Annotated in this window: 11 protein-coding genes and 3 pseudogenes; 7 read left to right on the top strand and 7 right to left on the bottom strand. The window is 43.5% G+C overall.

Annotation, left to right across the window (positions count from 1 at the left end):
• Window positions 1-184, bottom strand: a pseudogene (locus tag BSAG_RS23695) (DDE transposase); the annotation flags it as partial.
• Window positions 185-468: 284 nt separating this feature from the next.
• On the opposite strand from BSAG_RS23695, the pseudogene BSAG_RS25580 reads away from it, so the two are divergent.
• Window positions 469-579, top strand: a pseudogene (locus BSAG_RS25580) (IS982 family transposase); the annotation flags it as partial.
• Between the two features lie 222 nt (window positions 580-801).
• On the opposite strand, the gene BSAG_RS15430 reads toward BSAG_RS25580, so the two are convergent.
• The 6 genes and pseudogenes from BSAG_RS15430 to BSAG_RS15405 form a co-directional block, all read right to left on the bottom strand.
• Entirely contained in the window at window positions 802-3648 is a 2847-nt protein-coding gene (locus BSAG_RS15430) for an alpha-galactosidase (protein ID WP_004316148.1), read from the bottom strand.
• Between the two features lie 56 nt (window positions 3649-3704).
• Window positions 3705-4715 (bottom strand): annotated as a pseudogene (locus BSAG_RS15425) (glycoside hydrolase family 78); the annotation flags it as partial.
• 19 nt (window positions 4716-4734) lie between these two features.
• Window positions 4735-5958 carry a glycoside hydrolase family 99-like domain-containing protein gene (locus tag BSAG_RS15420; RefSeq protein ID WP_004316150.1) on the bottom strand — a complete coding sequence of 408 codons (1224 nt, stop codon included), beginning with the start codon at window positions 5956-5958 and terminating at the stop codon, window positions 4735-4737.
• A gap of 232 nt (window positions 5959-6190) precedes the next feature.
• Complete coding sequence (bglX, locus tag BSAG_RS15415) at window positions 6191-8470, bottom strand: beta-glucosidase BglX (protein WP_008770592.1); 2280 nt, start codon at window positions 8468-8470, stop codon at window positions 6191-6193.
• A gap of 16 nt (window positions 8471-8486) precedes the next feature.
• On the bottom strand, window positions 8487-10598 hold the full coding sequence (locus BSAG_RS15410; RefSeq protein WP_004316152.1) for a beta-galactosidase: 2112 nt from the start codon (window positions 10596-10598) through the stop codon (window positions 8487-8489).
• Window positions 10599-10638: 40 nt separating this feature from the next.
• Window positions 10639-11631 (bottom strand): glycoside hydrolase family 43 protein, encoded by a 993-nt coding sequence (locus tag BSAG_RS15405; protein WP_004322309.1) that lies wholly within the window; start codon window positions 11629-11631, stop codon window positions 10639-10641.
• A 282-nt stretch (window positions 11632-11913) separates the two neighbouring features.
• Between BSAG_RS15405 and BSAG_RS15400 the strand changes: the two genes are divergently transcribed.
• The 6 genes from BSAG_RS15400 (at window position 11914) to BSAG_RS15380 (ending at window position 21639) form a co-directional block, all read left to right on the top strand.
• Complete coding sequence (locus BSAG_RS15400; RefSeq protein WP_004316154.1) at window positions 11914-13011, top strand: family 43 glycosylhydrolase; 1098 nt, start codon at window positions 11914-11916, stop codon at window positions 13009-13011.
• A gap of 202 nt (window positions 13012-13213) precedes the next feature.
• Window positions 13214-14389, top strand: coding sequence for a glycerophosphodiester phosphodiesterase family protein (locus BSAG_RS0223040; RefSeq protein ID WP_008642680.1), 1176 nt, complete (start codon window positions 13214-13216; stop codon window positions 14387-14389).
• Between the two features lie 30 nt (window positions 14390-14419).
• Window positions 14420-17416, top strand: coding sequence for a SusC/RagA family TonB-linked outer membrane protein (locus tag BSAG_RS15395; protein WP_004316158.1), 2997 nt, complete (start codon window positions 14420-14422; stop codon window positions 17414-17416).
• 12 nt (window positions 17417-17428) lie between these two features.
• The gene (locus BSAG_RS15390) at window positions 17429-19204 is read left to right on the top strand and encodes a RagB/SusD family nutrient uptake outer membrane protein (RefSeq protein ID WP_004316159.1); all 1776 of its coding nucleotides are present in this window, start codon (window positions 17429-17431) and stop codon (window positions 19202-19204) included.
• Window positions 19205-19256: 52 nt separating this feature from the next.
• The gene (locus tag BSAG_RS15385; protein WP_008019707.1) at window positions 19257-20717 is read left to right on the top strand and encodes a right-handed parallel beta-helix repeat-containing protein; all 1461 of its coding nucleotides are present in this window, start codon (window positions 19257-19259) and stop codon (window positions 20715-20717) included.
• Between the two features lie 22 nt (window positions 20718-20739).
• A complete protein-coding gene (locus tag BSAG_RS15380) occupies window positions 20740-21639 on the top strand; it encodes a fimbrillin family protein (protein WP_008770594.1) in 900 nt (299 codons plus the stop codon).
• The last annotated feature ends 1 nt before the right edge of the window (window position 21640 follow it).

The raw sequence follows: 21640 nt of genomic DNA on the forward strand, positions 1-21640 counted from the left end.
AACTTTTACGCCCAAAAGGAGAGGACTTCAAATGCATTTGTCGGGCCAGTTCCGAGAAAGGGAACAGAGAATGGAGGCGACCTAATTCACTCGTTGCAAAACTTTGACGATATTTTTTAAGCATATCGAACTCGGTAAAACCTAAACAAGGTTCGATTTCTGAGATTTTTTGTATCTTTACCATGTGTTTTTATTTTTAATTACCCCCGTTTTGGCCGTCAAACCGTTTTTTGGGGGGAATGCTTAAAGATACAAAAAAGGCAACTAACTCGCAATGAATTAGTTGCCTTAAATTTTATTATTTTAGGAATATCCCTAGTTAAATATCAGTGCGATAAACAATAGAAATTTGTTTGTCGCACTGGTGTTTTATACTCTTTGATGGTGTAGTTTATTTGTCTAAAGTTCCATATCTTTGTTTCTCCTCAAGAATATTGGTAAAAGGAATTCTAAGACTTGGTAAGTCTTTTCTCCTTTTTTATTGCAAATTCCTTGTCGGCTATCGCTGCATACTGTTTCTTTGAAAGGAAACCCGCCATTGATGTGAGGTTTATCAATGACGGGCAACTGACTATTTTTTCCACATTTCAGGTATTCCTTCATAAGTCACATATACTCCTTTTTCCATGGGGAGAGGAGCGAGTTTTTCCAGAACGTTTTTCCATGACTCTTCTGGAGGTAAGCCAAGGCGTTCTCTCCATTTTGGGTTTAAACTGAAATTCTTTATTCATACAACTGTAGTTTCTCATTAATTGGAAACTATACAGTTGTAAATAATGGAAGAATGAAGCACCGGGGGCATTAGAGAACCCTATATATTGCTTCCGCTATCTTCTTCATGCCTTCGTCGTCGGGATGTGCGATGATGAAATCCTTGGTTACAGTATATGGCTTTCCGTGTATGTCATAAAGAGTGTCTCCGACTTTCGGACGTGAATTATACAAGCGGTCTATCCAGTCAATCGGAATGAAAGTGAGTCCATGCATATGCGCAGCGTTGATGATGGCACGTTCTTTTTCCTCATCCTTCCAGAAACAACCGGTGATGACTACTTTGTCTGCTTTCCGCTTGCAATATTCCACCAATCGGAGGATACCTGATTTGAATGCTTCCTTATCTTGTACGTTTTCTCCCAAGCGGATAACAATCACATCCTTGTCCGTAACATGAGTGCCAATCAGCGAGTCGATATTGCAATTCAGGTTACGTTCCCAATAAGCGATGTTCAGCGGGGTAACCACTGTGCCGGGACGGTTTTGCGAGAGCATCTTCTCCAATTGATGGCAATAGTCGTTTTCTTCTTTGGATGCTGCCATGCCCCATTCGGAGAACCATTCGATGTCCGCTTTATATTCGTGGCGGGTGATAGAGTTGCCTAAGCAAAGAACACGTAACGGAGGGCGTTGTTCTATCCGGTTGTCGGAAAATGAGGGAGTTACTTTCTCCAGATAAAGCACGCGGCTGGCATATTCGTTTTGTTTCGAAGGTTCCACTCTGTGGGTAGAGGGAATTTCCAGTCCGTTGTCATTCAGATATGCACCGCTGAAACTTTTACCTTCAAATTTCAAAGGTTCAGTGTCGATGCGGTTCAGCTCATGCACCTTATAATATTTGTCCGGAGCAAGTCCTGCCATCTTCACCCGTGGCAAGTGCCGGTTGCAGAAATGTTCCGTTTTCCACCAGTAGAATACGGCTTTGTCCTTTTCTGGCGATACATACATCAGCGAAGCTGCGCCCTGTTTGTCATACGGAGAAAGTAAACGGTAAATATCTCCGAACTGTACGACGGGACGTATCGTCTTGTATTCGGCAATAGCGTTTCTGCACAATGCCTTTTCCTCTTCCGTCATATTCTTGGGCTGTATTTCCATACCTAATCGTCCGCTCATCGCTACATCAATACGGAACTTCAACGGAACGGAACGCGATGTCTGATGGTTGGGGCTTGCGCTGATATGCGCCCCCATGCCGATGGCGGGGAAGAAATAGGAAGTTCCCCATTGGATGTAGATACGCTGAAGTGCATCCGTATTGTCGCTTGTCCAGAATTCGTCGAAGTAGGGAAGTACGCCGTAGTTGACACGTCCGCCGCCGCTGGCGCAAGCTTGTATCGTCAGTTGCGGATAGCTGGCGCGAATGCGTCGGCACACGTTCTCAAAACCCCGGTGGTATTCGATGTTCAGGTGGCTTTGATTGTCTTTGGTCAGGTATTGCGAACCTTGGGTGATGATGGACATATTGGCGTCCCACTTGATATAATCAATGTCGGGATAGGAATTCATCAGTTCGTCCACCGTCTGTACGATAAAATCCTGCACTTGCGGGTTGGAGAGGTCGAGCACGACTTGTGTGCCGCCGCGGGCGCATACCACTTCCCGTTCGGGTGCCTTGATAATCCATTCGGGGTGCTTTTCGTACAGTTCGCTTTTGGTATTAGCCATTTCCGGTTCCAGCCAGATGCCGAACCGTATGCCGTGTTTCCGGGCGTTGTCAAGTAATGATTGCAGTCCGCCGGGGAGTTTGGTCTTGTCTACGGTCCAGTCGCCTAAGGCATAAGAGTCGTTTTCGCGCGGATATTTGTCGCCGAACCAACCGTCGTCCATTACAAACAGTTCGCCTCCCATGGCAGCGATATCACCCATCATCTGGTCCATGCCTTGTTCGTTGATGTCGAAATAGACGCCTTCCCAACTGTTCAGCAGAATTTTGCGGGGAGTGTTCCCGTTGGCGAGTTTATGCAGGCGTGCCCATTGGTGGAATTTCCGGCTGCATCCGCTCATCCCTTCATCGCTGTAGGTTAGTGCCAATGCGGGGGTGCGGAACACTTCTTCTTTTTTCAGGTTGTACCAGGAGTTTTCTTCGTTGATGCCGGCGAGGAAATGGTGCCAGTCGTCTTCTTGCGTGTCAATACGCAGTTTGTAGTTGCCGCTGTAGCAAAGCGCTGCGCCGATGACGCGTCCCGTGTTCTCCTGCGGTTTGCCGTCGAGCGAGAACATCACTTCTGCATGTGCCGATTGGGAGTTGCGTACCCCGTCCGTGTTTTTGATGACTTTCATACCCGGTTGCAACGCTTCCTGGCAGAGTTGTCCTTCGTTTGCCCAGGCACCGGAAAGATGTGACAGCCAGACATTGCCGCGGCGGACAGGCAAGTAGGCAGAAGCAAACTGCTGAAGTTGGACAGGCTTCTTCTCTTCGTGACGGATTTCAGTCCATGTCTCGATGACATCCGCATCCTGCCATGCTTTGTAGCAGATGTTGACGAAGAAAGGATACACTTTGTCTTTCAGTTCTATCACCGTCAAAGTGGCATTTTCTTTTGTAAGGCGTGTTTCTTTTACGCCTATGACTGCCATTTGAAGTGTCAGGTTGCCGTCGGCATGGCGGACAGACAATGCCGTTTCGCATGGATACCCCATTCCATAGACGGGATAAGCATTTCTTCTGCATGCTGTTTCACAAATGCTTCGGATATCCGCATCGGAGGTGCGTGAGCCGTAATACAGTTGTTCCGGTGTACCGCCGTTTGGTACCGAGAGGAGCAACTGTGTCTGGGGAGTAGATATGGTGACATTCTGCGCTGACAGAAGTGTAGACAACAGCCAGACGGAAATTAGGAAAAACAGATTTCTTTTGTTAATAATTATCATAATAGCAAATTACGTGTTTTCTATGTTTACTAATGGAAACTTTTTGTATAAAGTGGATTCTCACATGAAGGCCAATCAAGAAAGCGACCTTCATTATCATTGAATTTTTCAAGTCCGTCTTCTCCAATTCTCGTCATTATAAGTTGCAACAAGTCACATAGATGGCCTTTTTGTTCTTTCAAATAATCCAAGTTGCCTTGATAAAGATACCAGTCTCTCTGAATCAATATCCACCAAAGAGAATACGTACACATTGTCATCCATTGGGGAAGTGGTGTAGAGTCACGGATCAAGTCGAGGCTTTTGGGGATCACTTCATTATACCCAAAAACCGTATTGACTGTCATCACTTCGGGATGCAAGTCTCTAATCCAAACCAAGCGGTCACGTTTTATCCCATCCCAGATATAATCTTGCATATTCAAATGCACCGTATAAGCTCCAGTTTGCCATATCTGATTCAAGCGTTCGTCATTACATCGGAACGAACCTTTGTAAGGGATATCTTGAAAAATAGAAATAGCCCGTATCTCTTTGAGGTGCAATTCTGCAGAATCGTCCAAAAGGTCAATCCGGGCAAACCGGAAACCGGAATTCCCGACTTCCAAGACCCCAAGCCAAGGTACACTAATAACAAAATCACGCATAGCATGATCGTTTGTCGCTCCATTCACTTCGTCTATGTCACACATAGCTTCGCTTACCGACTCTCCTAAGCGAACACGAATAGTAACAGGAGCATGTGAGGCTGGCATACCGGTGACAATTTGTAAGCCGCCTTGCAATTCCTTTCCGAAATCGAAAAGAATAGCAGGATGTTGCTGCCCGGTACTCGAAAGTTTACAGAGTTCATTATTCACAAGATTTGCTTGTCCATGCCCTGATCGGAGTAAATATTCTGCTCCTTGTATTAGTTGACTCTCCTGTTGCCAAACAATGTGTATCGGAGAAAGATACTCCCGTACACGGCTATCACGTTGTTGAGCAAATGATGTGACAACATGGAATAGAAAAATAGGAATGAGTACTATTATCTGACATTTTTTATACAGCATCAATTTTTCCATTATTTAGTAATTCGCATTTTTAGGGCTTGTAATCATATTCACCATTCATTACCCGTTTTACGGCATTCAAGTAACCATAACCATGCTTCATATCGGGCAAGAGATAACTTCCTTCCACCCATTCGTTCCACGAGTTGATTGTAATCAGTTTGGGGCGGTCGGGGCGTTGGTCTACATATTCTTTCGTCTTCTGCAAGAAAGCTGCAAAACTTTCTGGCGAGTCATTGTAATGAACCACTTCTTTGGCTGTTTTATTCGGGAAACGCGGGGTGTCATCCCATCCTATTGATGCATTTGGGAAGAATGGCACACCCAATGAATCCAGTTTCGCTGTCCATTGATCGCGACGTTGCATGGCTTTTGTACCCCATGCCAGATAATCTTCTTCGTATGGCCATCCCCAATTGTATTTTGTCACACTGTTTACTTCTGCCTTTACAACAAGTTCTATAAACTTGTCGGTGGGAGACCCGTCACCGATGAGTTGCAAGTGCAAATCAGGGAATCCTGCCTTTTTCACTTCGCTACGGAAATAATCCATAGCCTTCTTCACACCGTCTGCATTACCGAAACTTTCCAACAGTTCATGAAAACCAAATATGGAAAATACCGGACAATTGTCTATCTTGTAATAGTTGGGCTTGTGAAAGTATTGGCGTATCACTCGTTCTACAATGATTTTAAAGTTGGCCCAGTCTACCACACCGGTCCACAGACGCGAGTTGTTGTCCTTGTAACGGTGTACATTCCAATAGTTGTGTGCCACGTTATGGTTGGCCCACATCAGGTAAAACTTCATTTTTTTATTATTCTTGGCTTTCAGAAATCCATTGTTTACGGTGCTTTCTAAAAAAGGCTGTCCGTTGAACCAGTACCAATCGAAGATAAACGTATTGATGCCGTGAGCGGTTGCCACGTCAATCCATTTCTCCATCACCTGCGTGTCATCGTCCATTTCGTATCCCCACAAAGGAACCTTTGGCTGATAGTGTCCTTCGAAACGGGGATTACCTTTTTTGATAATTTCCCATTCGCCTGTACCTTCACTCCACAGTGTGTCGCGTCCCATCGGATCATTGTGACACGACGGCCAAATATAAGCTGCCACATCATATTCATCTTGTTCTTTCAACTGTCCGCTTCTTTGGGGTGTAGAGACACAGGAGCAGATTGTTGTGATAGCAACCATTAAAAGAAGAGTAAGTAAACTCCATAAATAAGTCAGTGTTCTTAAATAATGCATATCTTTTTTTATTTTAAATAGTGAATAATTTAATCTGTTCATTAAAGTAGAAGGTACACCTTGATTTCATTTAAAGGTAACGTCGCGCTGATTTCTTCCGAGTTGCAGAACTTTCCTCATAACAAAATCATAGTGTCGGCAACAATATCTTCGGCTTGTACTATGTCATGAGTGCAAGCTCGTGCGATTATAATAAGTACTCCCTACAATACAACTTTTATCAGGTGTTACTTTATTCTGCTTGGAAACTTTTAGTTTGTACATCACGGGAGTTCGGCCCTACCATAACATCAAATTCTCCGGGTTCGTAAACATAGTGTAATTCGGAATTATAGAATTTCAAGTCATCTTTCGTAATAACAAACTTAACATCACGACTTTCCCCGCTTTTCAGGAAAATGCGTTCAAAACCTTTCAACTCTTTCATTGGACGGGCGACCTCCGCGTAAATATCACGAAGGTACAGTTGTACCGTTTCATAACCATCATAGTTCCCCTTGTTTGTTACAGTGACAGACACAGTCAACTCACCATTTTTAGGCAAGGTTTCCGAGCTAATCTGCAACTCACCATAAACAAAGTCCGTATAACTCAAACCATATCCGAACGGATACAGAGGTTCATTGCTCTCATCCAGATAATTGCTGGCATAGCGGTTGAATATATGACTGTCGGGATCAGGACGACCTGTATTCAAATGATTGTAGAATAATGGCAGCTGTCCCACCGAACGCGGGAAGGTAGTTGTCAGTTTGCCACTTGGAGTGATCTTGCCAAACAATACATCGGCAACCGCGTCCCCTGTTTCGCTACCGCCAAACCAGACATTCAATATGGAATGAACATTCGCATCCTCCCAGTTTAAGACTAAAGGACGTCCCGTGAACAGAAGAAGTACGACAGGTTTGCCCGTCTTCACTAAAGCCTTCAATAAATCCTGTTGTGCATCGGGTATCTCAAGACTGGTGCGTGAAGCCGATTCACCGCTCATTTCCGCACATTCACCCAAAGCGGCAACAATGATGTCTGAACGGGAAGCCACGCGTAAAGCCTCGTCCAACAGTTCCCGGTTGTCTCCACGTTCCAGCGGGCGAATGCCCGTAGCTGCTTTTTCTGTTTCCGCATCATAATATATGTTGCTGCCTTTCGCATATAGAATTTCAGCCTTGTCACCCGCTGCCGCACGAATTCCTTCCAACAATGTTCTGTGACGAGACGGCGTACATGTCATGCTCCACATACCGCACATATTATTACGTGCGTCTGCCATTGGACCGATCAGGGCAATCCTGCCTTTTTGTTCAAGTGGAAGCAGGTTGTTGTCATTCTTCAACAGAACAAATGTTTCAGCTGCAATCGCACGTGCAGCAGAACGGTGTTCAGGCGTATAAAGTTTCTCTTTGGCACGCAGGGCATCGCAATATTTATACGGATTGGAGAACAGTCCCAGTTTATATTTGGCTTCCAATACACGGCGACAAGCCATATTAATCTGCTCTTCCGTTACCTTCGCTTCTTTCAGGGATTCCTCCAATGTATTGAGGAACCCGCATGAAACCATATCCATATCCGTTCCTGCCTGTAAAGCGCGAATGGAGGCTTCCTTCAGAGGGGCGACACCATGGGAGGACATTTCGGCTATCGAATTGTAATCTGTTACCAATAGTCCTCCGAAGCCCCATTCATTCCGGAGCAGGTCGGTCAGTAACCATTTGTTGGCTGTGGCTGGAATACCGTCAACGATATTAAACGAGCTCATGATGCTGCCTACACCAGCGTCAACGGCAGCTTTATAAGGAGCCAGATATTCGTTATACATACGTAGTCGGCTCATATCCACTGTATTGTAATCGCGTCCCGATTCGGACGCTCCATAAAGTGCGAAATGTTTCACGCAGGCAAGAATTTCATCGTTGCCTTGCATATTGTTTCCCTGATAACCACGCACATACGCTTTTGCCATTAAAGAACCCAGGTAAGGATCTTCTCCGTTCCCTTCTGCGATACGTCCCCAACGGCCATCACGACAAATATCGACCATCGGGCTGAATGTCCAGTTAATACCGTCTGCGCTGGCCTCAATGGCGGAGATGCGTGCCATACGTTCGACGGCCAGCGTATCCCAACTACAGGATAGTGCCAATGGGATTGGAAAAATAGTTTCGTAACCGTGGATAACGTCTGCACCTACAAGTAGAGGTATTTTCAACCGGCTTTCTTCTACCGCAAGGTGTTGCAGGGCATTAATTTTCTGGATCCCCTTGACATTGAAGAAGCCGCCTATTTCCTGTTTGCGAATCATATCGCTAAGTTCACCGTTCATCACCGAACCCGTCACGAGATCACCGCCCGAAGGCAGGTTTAATTGTCCGAGTTTCTCACGGAGAGTCATCCGGTCCATTAAGTCGGTAATGAAACGGTCCATTTCCCTATCTTTCCCTCCCCCGGATGGTGAGCAGGCAAAGAGAGTAAGCCCGCAAAGGGCGCAAGATATAAGATTTCTTATCTTCATTTTTCTTGTTATTGGGTTATTTATACTTGTTGTCCGATTTTTCTTTCCACACCACTACTCCCGCAGGTTCAAGGCGTGCACTGCCAATCAGTACTTCTGCCTCATCGGGAATGACTATTTCCTGAATGTCCGACGTATAATTCAAGGCGATGTAAAAACCGTCACGCCATTCCTTCACCACTCCGTACGGTAAATCTTCAGTCGGTACGCCGGCTTCCGTATATACACGACGTACTACTTCTTTCTCCAATTTGCCGTCATCGGTATCCGTTCCGATATAGGTGACCGTTCCTTTACCCAGCCTACGGTGTATCACGGAAGCAGCTCCCTTATAAAACTGGTCCGCATACACAGCCCACACATCTGTTCCGGCAGCCGGGGTTAGTACGTCCGCCCAATTGTTCCAGGCGTATTCCTCACTGCCGAAATCTACTTTTCCGTAGAGACTGTGAGGCAGATGGTCATAGTACAGGCTGTTTATTCCGGCCAGTTGATGAATAGGAGCAGCCAAAGGAGCCTCCCACAATTTGGCGTCACGGTCTTTCTGACCGGTACGGCAGGTCAGAATCAGATGTCCCCCATTCTTCACGTATTCAGTCCAACGTTTTACCAAATTGTTATCAAGCAACTGATAAGCCGGCGCAATCAGGAAGGGATAATCTGAAAAATCCTCCTTCTCCGAGATCACATCGACGGGAGCGGCGAAGGACTTTAGCAGGTTGTAATACTTATGTATGTGCGGCATCGTCCGCCACTGGTCTGTCTGACGCTGGAACTCCATTTCCCAATAGTTGTTCATATCGAAAAGCAGTCCAATGCGTCGGGAAGCCAGCTGTTTGGGCATACGGCTTTTCTTATCGTAGGCGGCACGAAGCTTTTTCATCTCCTGCGTAATACGTACATATTCTTCACCGCCCGGAGAAAGAGTCACCCCATCGGTCATTATCATGCCGTAATGGTATTGCTCACTGCCTTTCAGAGGTTGACGGAAACGGTAATTGCACACAAACTTCCCACCACCTGCAAAAACGTGATACACCCACATACGCACAGCGCCGGGTAAGGGTTGAGGGTTATACACTCCCCAGTTTACTTGACCGGGCTGTAGTTCCATCACTCCGAATGTTTTGCCGACACGGTTACGAAACTGGTCATTTGAAAATCCGAGATCTTCGGGAATCCCCATCCGGAAACCTTGGCTACCTATTCCCTGATTATGTCCAGTCACCAGATAGCGGGTGTAGGTCAGGAAGTCCGTATGATCGATCCGTACCGGATCAACCGGATTGAAAACAGGAATCAGGTTGGTAGTGATCCATTGGTCTTTGTGGATATGCCGCCGGAGGATGTCTGCCTGCATATTAACAAAGCCCGCCAATTCGTCCGCCATAAAACGGTTCAGGTCGAGCATGGCATGAGGATTGGGCTTTTCAGGTACCTCCTGCTGGTTGGGAAGGCGAACCTGCTCGAAGTTCTGATAGGTTTCGCTCCAGAAAGAGGTGCCCCATGTATCATTCAGTTTGTCGATGGTGCCGTATTTCTTCTGTAACCAGACACGGAATTTTATTTGTGCATTTTCACTGTAATCCACTACTCCGTAATGTCCCGGCTCGTTGTCAATCTGCCAGCCGATAACAGCAGGGTGATTGCCATAACGCATTGCCAGACGGGAAACAATGTTTTCTACATAACGACGGTAACGGTCGCTACTCCAGGAAGCATGCTGACGCCGTCCGTGTTGAATAGAAACTCCATTATCCCGCTGAATCAGTATGTCGGGGTACTTTTTTGACAGCCAGACGGGAGGTGTGGGAGTAGGAGTACACATAATTACCTTCAGACCATATTTCTCTGCTAAAGAGACGGCACGATCCAGCCACTCAAAATCATACTTTCCTTCTTCCGGCTCCATCATGGCCCAGGCGAACTCCGCAAAATGGGTGAACTTGATTCCCATCTCCGACATTTTCTTCAAATCACGTTCCCATTGGGAGGAATCCCATTGCTCGGGGTAATAGTAAGATCCTAGAGCAAACAACTCTTCCGGAGGAAAAGATTTATCGACCGGAGATTGAGCAAAGGATACCAATGAAAACAATAAAGCTAAGACTAATAAGGACTTTTTCATGGATATTATTTTAAGTTTCATCGCTATAATAAATAACAGGTTAGCGCAGTGGTCTGGCTTTTATTCCGCCGGAGGTCATTTTTACAGGTTTGATAGTACCGTTTTTATTAAAATACATTCGGTCAATGCAAGTAATGCGGTAGTTCCCATCGGTTTCACCCAAAGGGCGGCGATGATAGACAATATACCATTCATCCTTTCCCGGACCTTTGATAATGGAATGATGTCCGGCACCATTAGCTATTTTAGTGTCCTGCTCCAAAATCTTTCCGACTCTTTTGAACGGACCAAAAGGCGAATCCGCAATGGCATACGCTACACAATAATCGGGTCCTGTCCAGTCGCCTTCTGACCACATGAAATAATATTTGCCATTGTGTTTAAGCATAAAAGGTCCTTCTATATAATTTTCCGGAGTCACTTCTTTATAAGTTGTTCCGTCTTCAAAAGGTACGATACTGATTAGATCAGATCCCATCTTCACCATATTGCAATGTCCCCAACCGCCGTAATACATATAATACTGACCGTCATCGTCCTTGAAAACAAACTGGTCAATAGGTTGCGCTCCGTTCACGATCTTGCCAATCAGCGGCTTTCCGAGCGCATCCTTGAAAGGACCTTCCGGACGATCGGCTACAGCCACACCTATACCTCCCACTTCACTCTCATGATATATGTTGTTTGCTCCAAAATAGAAATAATATTTCCCATTTGCTTCTATCACGGCAGGTGCCCATAAAGCATTCCTTAACCAGCTGATATTTTCGACAGAAAGGACTTTCGGGTGTTTTCTCCAGTGTACCAAATCTGGGGAAGAAAAGGCATCCATGTACAATTGTTGTTCGAAAGGAGCTGAATAAGTCGGATAAATCCAGTATTTATCACCGAAAACGACTCCTTCGGGATCTGCATACCAACCGTCAAAAACCGGATTAGTACTTGTCTGTTTTTTGCCCGTATTTGTTTGAGCAAATAAGGTTACTGAACAGCAACACATAATCATGAAAAAGAATACTATTTTGGAATTCATGTCTATAAATATTAAAGTTATGCCACAAAAATGATGAAAAATCAATGAAATAAAGGTTGATTATTTGCCAATAAATAGCGAGAATCAACCAAATTGCCGGAAAAATAATTATTTCATATATTGCTGCTTGTAAAGGGCTGTTTTGATTTGTTTTTTCACTTTCTTTGTTTGCAGATTCAACACTTTTGTTATATATTGCCGTCCCATTTTCGTTGTATCTGTCTTGAATTTCTTAATTGGTCATTTAACAGGCTATTATTTATATATATTATAAGTATTACTATGCGAATTTTATTGTATTTTCTCCTTATTCTTTTAGTGGGTTGCTCATCCGGTCAGAATAAAAAAACACATGAGCGGGTAGACCTCGATTCCGTACCTGTTTATACGAATCCGCTTTTGTCAAGAGGAGGAGACCCATGGGCGGTATTCCATAACGGAATATATTATTATACCCAAAGTATGAGCGACCGCATCACTTTATGGGCAACAGATGATATAACCCGGTTGGCGGAAGCATCCCAGAAAGATGTGTGGGTACCTCAAAATTCGTCAAACGCATTTCATCTTTGGGGACCTGAAATACATTACATTAATAATAAATGGTATATTTATTGTTGTGCGGATGATGGAAATATTGATAATCGTCAGATTTATGTGCTTGAGAATGAGTCTGCTGACCCGATGAAAGGGGAATTTGTCATGAAGGGAAGAATATCAACTGATGAAGATAATAATTGGGCAATTCATGCCAGTACTTTTGAACATGGAGGAAAGCGTTATTTAATCTGGTGTGGATGGCAGAAACGTAGAGTTTATCAGGAAAATCAATGTATTTATATTGCCGAAATGGAGAACCCATGGACACTGGCTTCTGACCGTATTTTGATTTCCGAACCAGAATATGAATGGGAATGTCAGTGGATCAGTATAGATGGTAATAAAACTGCCTATCCGATTCGTGTCAATGAAGCACCGCAATTCTTCTATTCTTTGAAGAAAGATAAGTTATTGATTTATTATTCGGCAAGTGGTAATTGGACTCCTTACTACTGTGTAGGACTGCTGACTGCCGATACTGACAGCGATCTGCTGAATCCGGCTTCTTGGAAAAAGGCACCGGAGCCTGTGTTTAAGCAAGCACCGGAAAATCATGTATATGGACCCGGTAGTATCTGTTTTATTCCTTCACCTGACGGTAAGGAATGGTATATGCTTTATCACGCCCGCAAGAGTTTGTATGATATGCTTGTTTTGGATAGCCGGACGCCGCGTATGCAGAAAATAGAGTGGGATAAGGAAGGAATCCCTGTTTTAGGAATTCCGCAGAAAGAAGGATTCCCGCTTCGCAAACCGTCAGGCACTCCTGAACGCAAATGAAAATAGGGGGCGTACTTTTTGCAATACGCCCGTTTTATTCAAAAAGAGCCCGTTTCTTTCTTTTCTTATTCAAATGGTCTTCTTTTTCACGAAAAGAAAAATTCTCATCTTTTATTGAATGTTTTTTTTCCTTTTTTTTAGTGCGTATTACTTATGTTTGCAACGTAATCTATTAAATAAATCAACTAATGTAAAACGCGCAATGAGAAATGAAAATCTATTGTCCTTTCTTCTTATAAAGAGAAGAATTTTAAAATTACTGGCTATAAAATATGCATACAGTTTAATTGTTTTATGCGGAATTAGTTTTATGGCATGTTCAGATGATGATCCCGTAAAAAAGAATCCTTATCTGCAAACGAGCACCCGTGCTATGCTGAAAGAGGTAGTGGAAGTGGTGTTTAACAATATCGATAGTAATACTGACATTACTGTCGACTTTGGTGACGGAACGGTCAAGGAAGGGAAAGCTGCTACGCCTATCACTCATGCTTATACACAAAGTGGTGACTACACGATGTTAGTGACAGCGGGTGAGCGCGTAGTACAGAAAAGGATCCGTATTTACGACCTATTGGCGCTGACAGAAGCCATGAAGCAATTCAGGGATGCAGATAACAAAATGGTATGGGCTATGACGCATCGCTCTCATACAACAGACAAGACTATTCCCGAAAATTCGGTATCTGCTGTAGAAGCTGCCATCAATGCAGGAGCGGATGTGATTGAATGTGACACTCATCTCACAAGCGATGGAGTAGTTATGGTGTGCCATGACCAGACAATCAATGCTACGACTAACGGCACAGGGGATATTACGAAAATGACTTATGCTGAAATTCAGCAATATAATCTGTTGGACCGGAATGGAAGGGTGACCGATGAGAAGATGCCCACATTGGAAGAGTTTCTGAAAGCAGGGCGTGGAAAAATATATTTCAATCTGGATTATTCTCCACGTACAGCCTCTACCCAAGAAGTGATGAATGTTGTCAAGGAACTGGATATGATGGAACAAGTCTTTTTCTATTGTAACAGTAGCCAGAAAGCAGAAGAAGTGTTGTCTATTTCTAAAAAGGCACACGTGTACACATGGGCACAAAGCGCTTACAAACCTCTGGTTGGGCTTCCGGGCAATTACTTCGTGCAATATTCTTATGCTCCCGACGGGCAAAGTACTCCTATAGGAACTGCCGTCAGTGAGGGAATGATTCCTACAGTCAATATGCTTCATGTATTATCCGGATTGATACCTGAATATGATATAAATACGACTTATCTGGATGAGCTTCTTCAGATTTATCCTGAAGTACGTATGATACAGACAGATGCACCGGAAGTATTAATCTCCGCTTTACAAGCAAGAGGATTGCGTTAACTTTATCATCTAACATAAAATCATTTATTTATGAAGAATATTCATTTCAAAACGTGTACCTGTCTGTTAGGTATACTGCTGATACTGTTTTCCGGTATACAGGTAAAGGGAGCTTCTTTGGAAGTTCAGCAGGAAAGTAAGGTGTCAGGTACGGTGACGGACGAAAAGGGCGAACCAGTTATTGGCGCTTCCGTAGTAGTCGTAGAATCGAAGCAGGGTACTATTACAGATATAGACGGTAAATTTCTGGTGAACGTACCTAAGAATGGACACCTGAAAGTGTCTTATATCGGTTATGAAACACAAGAAGTGGCTGTTAAAAACGGCCAGTTATTGAAGATCGTATTGAAAGAAGAATCGACCGCTTTGAATGAAGTGGTAGTGGTGGGTTACGGTACGATGAAACGGAAAGAAATGACTTCGGCTATTTCGCATATAGGTGCGAAAGATCTGAATCAGATATCCAGCCTCGATGCCTCCATGCTTTTGCAGGGGAAAGTTTCCAGCGTTTCGGTTTCTAACACAGCTCTGGCCGATCCGAACAATCAAGGAAGTATTCAGATTCGTGGTGTCTCTTCCCGTAATGCAGGTTTAGGACCGTTAATTGTGGTAGACGGAGTGCCGGGAGGTGATATGACGAATATTAACCCTGCCGATATTGAATCGATTGATGTATTGAAAGACGGTGCTGCTTCTGCGATCTATGGTACGCGGGGTAGTAACGGGGTTATCCTGATTAATCTAAAGAAAGGGACCAAAGATGGACAGGTTCATACAACCTATAGTACTTCCGTTACTTTTAATAAAGCTAAAAAAGAACTCGACATCATGAATGCGGAAGAATACCGTGCTTATCGCACAGTGTCTAATCCGCTTTCCGATATGGGAGCTGATTCAGACTGGTTTGATGCCGTTACTCAATTGGGGGTGACTCACATGCATACATTGACATTTTCCGGCGGTAATGCGAGAACCAACTATCGGGTGACCGCCGACTATCGTAATGCCCGTGGTATTGATTTGCGTTCCGACCGTCGTGAATATGGAGCACGTGCCAATATTAACCATACAACCAAAGACGGGCTATTCACGTTTTCTGCTAATATAACTCCTCGTGTTATCGACCGGAACAAATCAGCCAATGTATATAGCAATGCTATTAAAAACAATCCGACAATGCCTATTTATGATTCGGAATCGGCTAATGGGTACTATCGTTTTCCCAGTGGAACGGAAGGTTCTAATATCGTAGAGCAATTGAATGAAGAAGAGAATGGTACGGAAATTAAGTTGCTGGAATGGAATGCTACGGCTGCCGTTAATCTGCTGCCTCTGTTTAATCCGAAGAATCCGGACATGGTATTGAAGTCGCAGGTCACTATTTCTCAATATCAAGTTGATAAATTTAACGGATGGTTTACACCGTCTACTTATGGTTCTAACGTAAATGATGGTGTCACCGGAAAAGCCAGCCGTGACTTCGACAAAAGTACGACTAACAATCTGGAATGGGTAACAAATTTCTCTACACGTATCAAGAATCATCAGATCCGTGCAATGGTGGGGTATAGCTATAATTATGGTGTAAATTCCGGAATGTCTGCTGAAAACTGGAATTTCTCTTCGGATGGATTGACGTATAATAATCTGGGTTCCGGGCTGGAAGCGGCAAAAGATGGAAAAACAATGATGGGCTCCTATAAGAATGACCATAAGTTAATCAGCTTCTTCGGACGTGTTAATTATGATTGGAAAGAGCGCTACCTGTTTACTTTTTCTTTACGCCACGAAGGGTCTTCCCGCTTTGGCGAGAATCATAAATGGGGCAATTTCCCGGCTGTATCTGTCGGTTGGCGTATCTCGGATGAGAAGTTTATGAAAGGACTTTCATGGATTGATGACTTGAAAGTACGTTATGACTATGGGGTGACAGGTAATCAGGAAATAGGAAATTATAATTCTCTGGCTACTTACCGGGCTTTCGGTTGGTATCAATACAATGGTAACCGTTTTCATGTATGGGGACCGAGCAAAAATACGAACTCGGAATTGCGCTGGGAGAAAGGACATAATCAGAATGTGGGTTTGGACTTCTCACTCTTCTCACACAAAGTGACCGGTTCATTTAACTATTTCCATCGTAAACAAAGTGATTTGCTCGGAGATTATTCTGTACCGGTACCACCTAACTTGTTCTCCACCATCTATACCAATGTAGGTACATTGCGTAATACCGGTTTCGAACTTGATGTTACAGTAAATGCTGTCCGGACAAAGGATTTCACTTATAGTTTCACATTAGTGGGGGCTACTAATAACAATAAGTTTGTCAGTTTTTCCAACGATATATATAAAGGACAAAAATATTACTCTACCTGTAGCATGGCGAATCCGAATAATCCGGGATATTTGCAGCGGATTGAAGAGGGGGAACGTATTGGTAACTACTTTACATATCGTTATGCAGGAGTGGATAAAAAAGGTGACTGGCTGATTTATGATAAAAAGGGGAATGTGATTCCTGTAGCCCAAGGTACGGAAGAGGATAAGTCTGTGACCGGAAACGGTTTGCCGAAATTCACCGGCTCTATGACGCATAACTTCACTTATAAGAACTTTGATTTGTCTGTTGCCCTCCGTGGTGCTGCCGGGTTTGACATATTCAACGTGCATGATTTCTATTTCGGATTGCAGAGCATGACTACCAACCAGTTGACGACCGCTTATTCGAAGAATGCACATATCACGACAGGTAAGAATGTGATTACCGACTACTTCATTGAACCGGGTGATTATCTGAAGATAGACAACGTCACTTTAGGATATACCATGAACCTGAATAAGAAATATATTGAAAAGATACGTTTGTTCGGTACGGCCAACAATCTTTATACGTTTACGAAGTTTACCGGTGTAGATCCTTCTACCTACGAAGTGAACGGACTGACACCGGGTACTTTCGGAGGAGGATATAACTATTATCCGTCTGCTTTTCAGTTTATTTTAGGATTACAAGTAAGTTTCTAATAAAAGACGATTATGAAAATAACAAAATATATCATTGGATTAGGGATAATGGCAGGTACAGTCATTAGTTTGCCATCCTGTACAGATCTGTCGGAAACGGTGTATGATCAGGTCATGTCTCAAAACTATTATAATACCAAACAGGATGTTATCAACGCCGTTTTTCGTCCGTTTGAGCATATCTATGAATCCATTGTCAGACGTCATGAACACGAAGAACTGACAGGGGATCAGTTGATAACGCCTACTCGGGGAACTTGGTGGTATGATGGCGGTAAATGGGAAAAATATCATTATCATCAATACGATGACATTAATCAGGAAGACTGGACAAATGAGTGGGAAGGCATGTATGGCGGTATCGGTCAATGCAATCTGGTGTTGGATGATTTGTCTCAATTGAATCCTTCTAAATTTAATTTAAGTGACAGTGAGTTTGATAGTTTTAAAGCGCAACTACGTTGTATGAGAGCTTACTGTTATCTTCGCCTGCTTAATAGTTACCGTAATTGTATCTTAACTACGACTTCTGACCAAGCGGTCAATGAACAGCCGGAAAACCGGAAGCAGGTATCTCCACAGGTTATGTTTGATTTTATCGAAAGTGAGTTGAGAGATGTCTGTCTGGTAGCTTTACCTTCCAAAATCGGACAATCTGGTAATGGCGGTCAACAAGGACAATTTACTAAAGCGGGGGCTGCTGCATTGCTGGTACGTCTTTATTTAAATGCGGAAAAGTGGATTGGACAGCCTAAATGGCAGGAATGTATTGATATGTGTGAGCGTATTACCGGAGGAGAATTCGGCTATTATGCAATCGCTGATAACTGGTACGAACCTTTTGACTGGAATAATGAAATGTGTAATGAAGTAATCCTCGGTTTTCCCGGTTCTTATGGACTGACTAGCTGGCATCTGAAAAATGATAAGAGAACAGTTTACGGGCGGGCCCTTCCTTATGGTTGTGAGAAATATCTGAAAATTGAAGGAGATGGCAGCCGAAATCCCAAATATGCACTTTCGCCAAGTTATAATAACCAGCAACCACGTGCATTGTTTGATTATGAATTGGGCATGGTTACGCAGAAATTCGCCAAGTATGCGGGCGATAAACGTTATAAACAATATGTAAATACGAGTAATAATACACGGGAAGGTATGTTCTTCATGGAAGGGAAAATAGCTAATTCCAGTATTAGTGGGGGATATGCCAAGAATCCGGATAATCAATATGTCCTTTACCTACTTGATCAAGTGGGACGTTTTGAAGGTAACGCAGAATCCGGTTATATTGCCAACCCGAATTATCAGGAGTCTAAACTGGGAAACGGAGATTTCAACTCGGGGCTTTACTGTGTGAAGTATCCTTTCTATCCGTTTGATGGAGGATATTTTATAGAGTCGGATTATACGGAAATCCGTTTGGCGGAGATTATTTATTCGCAGGCGGAATGCCTTCTTCGTCTCGGACAGGCAGGCGAGGCCGGCAAGCTGTTGAACAGCGTGCGTAAACGCAACTATGAAAACTTTACTGCAGATATCGCTTATCAGCCGGAAGGTAACGTGGTACTTGATCTAAAAGAAATGCTTGATGAATGGGGGCGGGAATTTCTTGCGGAGAGCCGTCGTCGTACGGATTTGATCCGCTTCGGAAGATTTCAGGATGCATGGTGGGACAAGAAACGGGATGCAGATACTCATTATGAATTGTTCCCGTTTTCACAGACCCAATTGGAGCAGAATGAATATCTGAAACAGAATCCCGGTTATCCGGATATTGCCCGTTAAGCGGTGAACTGTAATTATTTCAATTTAGTGTACAAGTTTAAAATGAAGAAAAATGAAAAATAAGTTGCTCACAATATCAAAGATTGGGCTTTTGGCCTTCACTATTTTAGTGAGCCAGGCGTGTCAGGAAGATTATGAGATGGTTGATCCTCCGATGATTACTGATTATGATGATGATCTGGATGAAGAAGTTGTCTTGCAAAAAGGACTGGAAAGTTATTTTGTAACTCAATTCGGTGAAGGGGACATGGATGGTACTTCATGGGATCAGGCAATGGATGTAGCTGGTTTTCGCAAATTATTGAGTGGATCTATCGATCTGTCCAAGAGTACTATTTACATGAGCCAGGGAAAATATGTGATGTCCGAGACCGGAGGACTCGGGGTGATTATCCGCAAAGACATTAAAGCGATCAAAGGAGGATATAGTTTGTTGAGCGAAGGGACAGATCTGACTAATCGTCGTATTGATACGTATAAGACAGTGATCAGCGGAGATGTAAACGGTAATAATCAGGCTGATTCCGGTGATTGCGGACTATTGTTGGTGAAAGGAGGGATTATTGGGATTGAAGGAGTTACTTTTCAATATGGGTACCTTTCTAATAATGATGCCAAGTCTAACGAGTGTGGTAGCGGAATTTATATCAATGGTAACGTCAATAGCACCTCTGTCGAATTAACGGATTGTATTATCAGGGATTGTAAAACGGAAGCTGTCAACGGGCAAGGAGGAGTAGCGGGAGGTACAGCTATTCTTATTGCTTCCGGGAGCTCGAAACTGAACAATGTGAAGTTTCTGGATAATGCGGCGGATAGCCGTGGCGGAGCAATACGGTGTAACAGCAATAAGGCTGTTGTGTTTATGAATAATTGCCTGATAACTGGCAATTCAGTAAGAGAACTTTTTGGGGTCGGTATTCAGATATCATCGGGACATATTTGTATGAATAACACAACCATTGTCGGAAATCCGGGAAAAGGTGCTGCTTTAAACGGGGGAGGTAGTTTCATGCTCGCTAATAGTACGATTGTAGGGCATGATATTGATCAGGAGTATGGCGCCTTTCGATGTGAAACCTCTATTGATGGTGATACTAAGTTTATTAATAACCTGTTGATTTCCGAGAATTCTACCGCTCCAAGCTTCATTTTGAATGGAGCGAATAAAGAAGCTTACTCCATGGGATATAACTTGTATCAGCGAGTTAATAATTTCACAATGGACGTTTCTGATACTGCTTATCCTACCCTTGTGAATGGCAACCTGACGGAAGAGGGTGTTTATAAGTGGAATATTGACCAGATCGGACAGGTGACTGGCTATGCTACCAAACAAGCTGTGGTTAATGCTGTGAAAAGTTTCAATCCTGCTGCTTCTCCTGTGGTTAATTTAGGTGAAGTCTTTGTGGAATGGATGGGTGAAGATGCTTTCGGATTGGATCAGCGTGGCGTGACACGCAATCCTGATAAGATGCAAATGGGAGCTTATGATGCTGTATTGTCCAACTGAATCTTTAAAAAGTAATTGTGATATGAAAAACAAATTTTATATAATGACCGCTTTGATCATCAGTCTGACAGGATGTTCAAGCATTGAAGACGGAACACTGCCGACCGTTAACTTTCCCGAAGATCATATAATCCGTGTTGTAACAGAAGTGAAGGCTCCTGTGTCGCGTGCCGGATATGATGCAAGTAATCTGGAGAGTTTCGGACTGATCATTCATAACAGTGAAAACATTGCTTATGATTATAATTCGCAAATGGTAAAATCTGATAATGACTGGAATACGGTGGACGGGCAACAAATGCTTTGGGATAATGCAAGAACTCCGGTAACAGTAATAGCGTATGCTCCTTACATTTCGGAAGCTGGTTTAGATACTCCGTTAGCTATCAACATACAAAGCAACCAAACTACCGAGGAAAATGTGATTGCTTCTGATTTCCTGTTGACTAAATCAATGGTTGATCCGAAACAGGATCTCACCGCAGATGGTAGATTGAAAGTTACTTTGGATCATGCCATGAGCAAGCTGATTATAAAAGTGACGGTAAATAATGGTATGGAAGATGCGGCGATCAGTAAACTGGGCGATATGGCTGTAAATGGTACAATAGTGGGTGGTATTTGTGATTTGTCAGTGCCGGAACCGGTAGTCATTCCACGGGAAGATGCTGTAGCTACAACTATCGCCCCCTATAAGGGTACGGATGGGTATGAATGCATTCTTCTCCCGCAAACAATAATAGAAGGCTTTTCTGTCAATTTCAGTTATGACGGAAAATTGTATATATGGACTGCCGAAGAGCCCATTGAGTTGCAAAAGGGAGTAGAGCATACGCTGACATTGAATGTAAATGAAACGGCACGGTTGGCTACCATGCAAATGAAATATCGGGCAACCGGTCAGATTATCGATCAGAAATAAA

The organism is Bacteroides sp. D1, from assembly GCF_000157095.2.
Lineage (GTDB): Bacteria > Bacteroidota > Bacteroidia > Bacteroidales > Bacteroidaceae > Bacteroides > Bacteroides xylanisolvens.

Excerpts from the sequence above, each read along its gene's own strand:
- BSAG_RS0223040 (WP_008642680.1), top strand. The coding sequence starts at position 13,214 with ATGAGAAATGAAAATCTATTGTCCTTTCTTCTTATAAAGAGAAGAATT.
- BSAG_RS15385 (WP_008019707.1), top strand. The coding sequence starts at position 19,257 with ATGAAAAATAAGTTGCTCACAATATCAAAGATTGGGCTTTTGGCCTTC.
- BSAG_RS15420 (WP_004316150.1), bottom strand. The coding sequence starts at position 5,958 with ATGCATTATTTAAGAACACTGACTTATTTATGGAGTTTACTTACTCTT.
- BSAG_RS15405 (WP_004322309.1), bottom strand. The coding sequence starts at position 11,631 with ATGAATTCCAAAATAGTATTCTTTTTCATGATTATGTGTTGCTGTTCA.
- BSAG_RS15380 (WP_008770594.1), top strand. The coding sequence starts at position 20,740 with ATGAAAAACAAATTTTATATAATGACCGCTTTGATCATCAGTCTGACA.
- BSAG_RS15430 (WP_004316148.1), bottom strand. The coding sequence starts at position 3,648 with ATGATAATTATTAACAAAAGAAATCTGTTTTTCCTAATTTCCGTCTGG.
- BSAG_RS15410 (WP_004316152.1), bottom strand. The coding sequence starts at position 10,598 with ATGAAAAAGTCCTTATTAGTCTTAGCTTTATTGTTTTCATTGGTATCC.
- BSAG_RS15395 (WP_004316158.1), top strand. The coding sequence starts at position 14,420 with ATGAAGAATATTCATTTCAAAACGTGTACCTGTCTGTTAGGTATACTG.
- bglX (WP_008770592.1), bottom strand. The coding sequence starts at position 8,470 with ATGAAGATAAGAAATCTTATATCTTGCGCCCTTTGCGGGCTTACTCTC.
- BSAG_RS15400 (WP_004316154.1), top strand. The coding sequence starts at position 11,914 with ATGCGAATTTTATTGTATTTTCTCCTTATTCTTTTAGTGGGTTGCTCA.
- BSAG_RS15390 (WP_004316159.1), top strand. The coding sequence starts at position 17,429 with ATGAAAATAACAAAATATATCATTGGATTAGGGATAATGGCAGGTACA.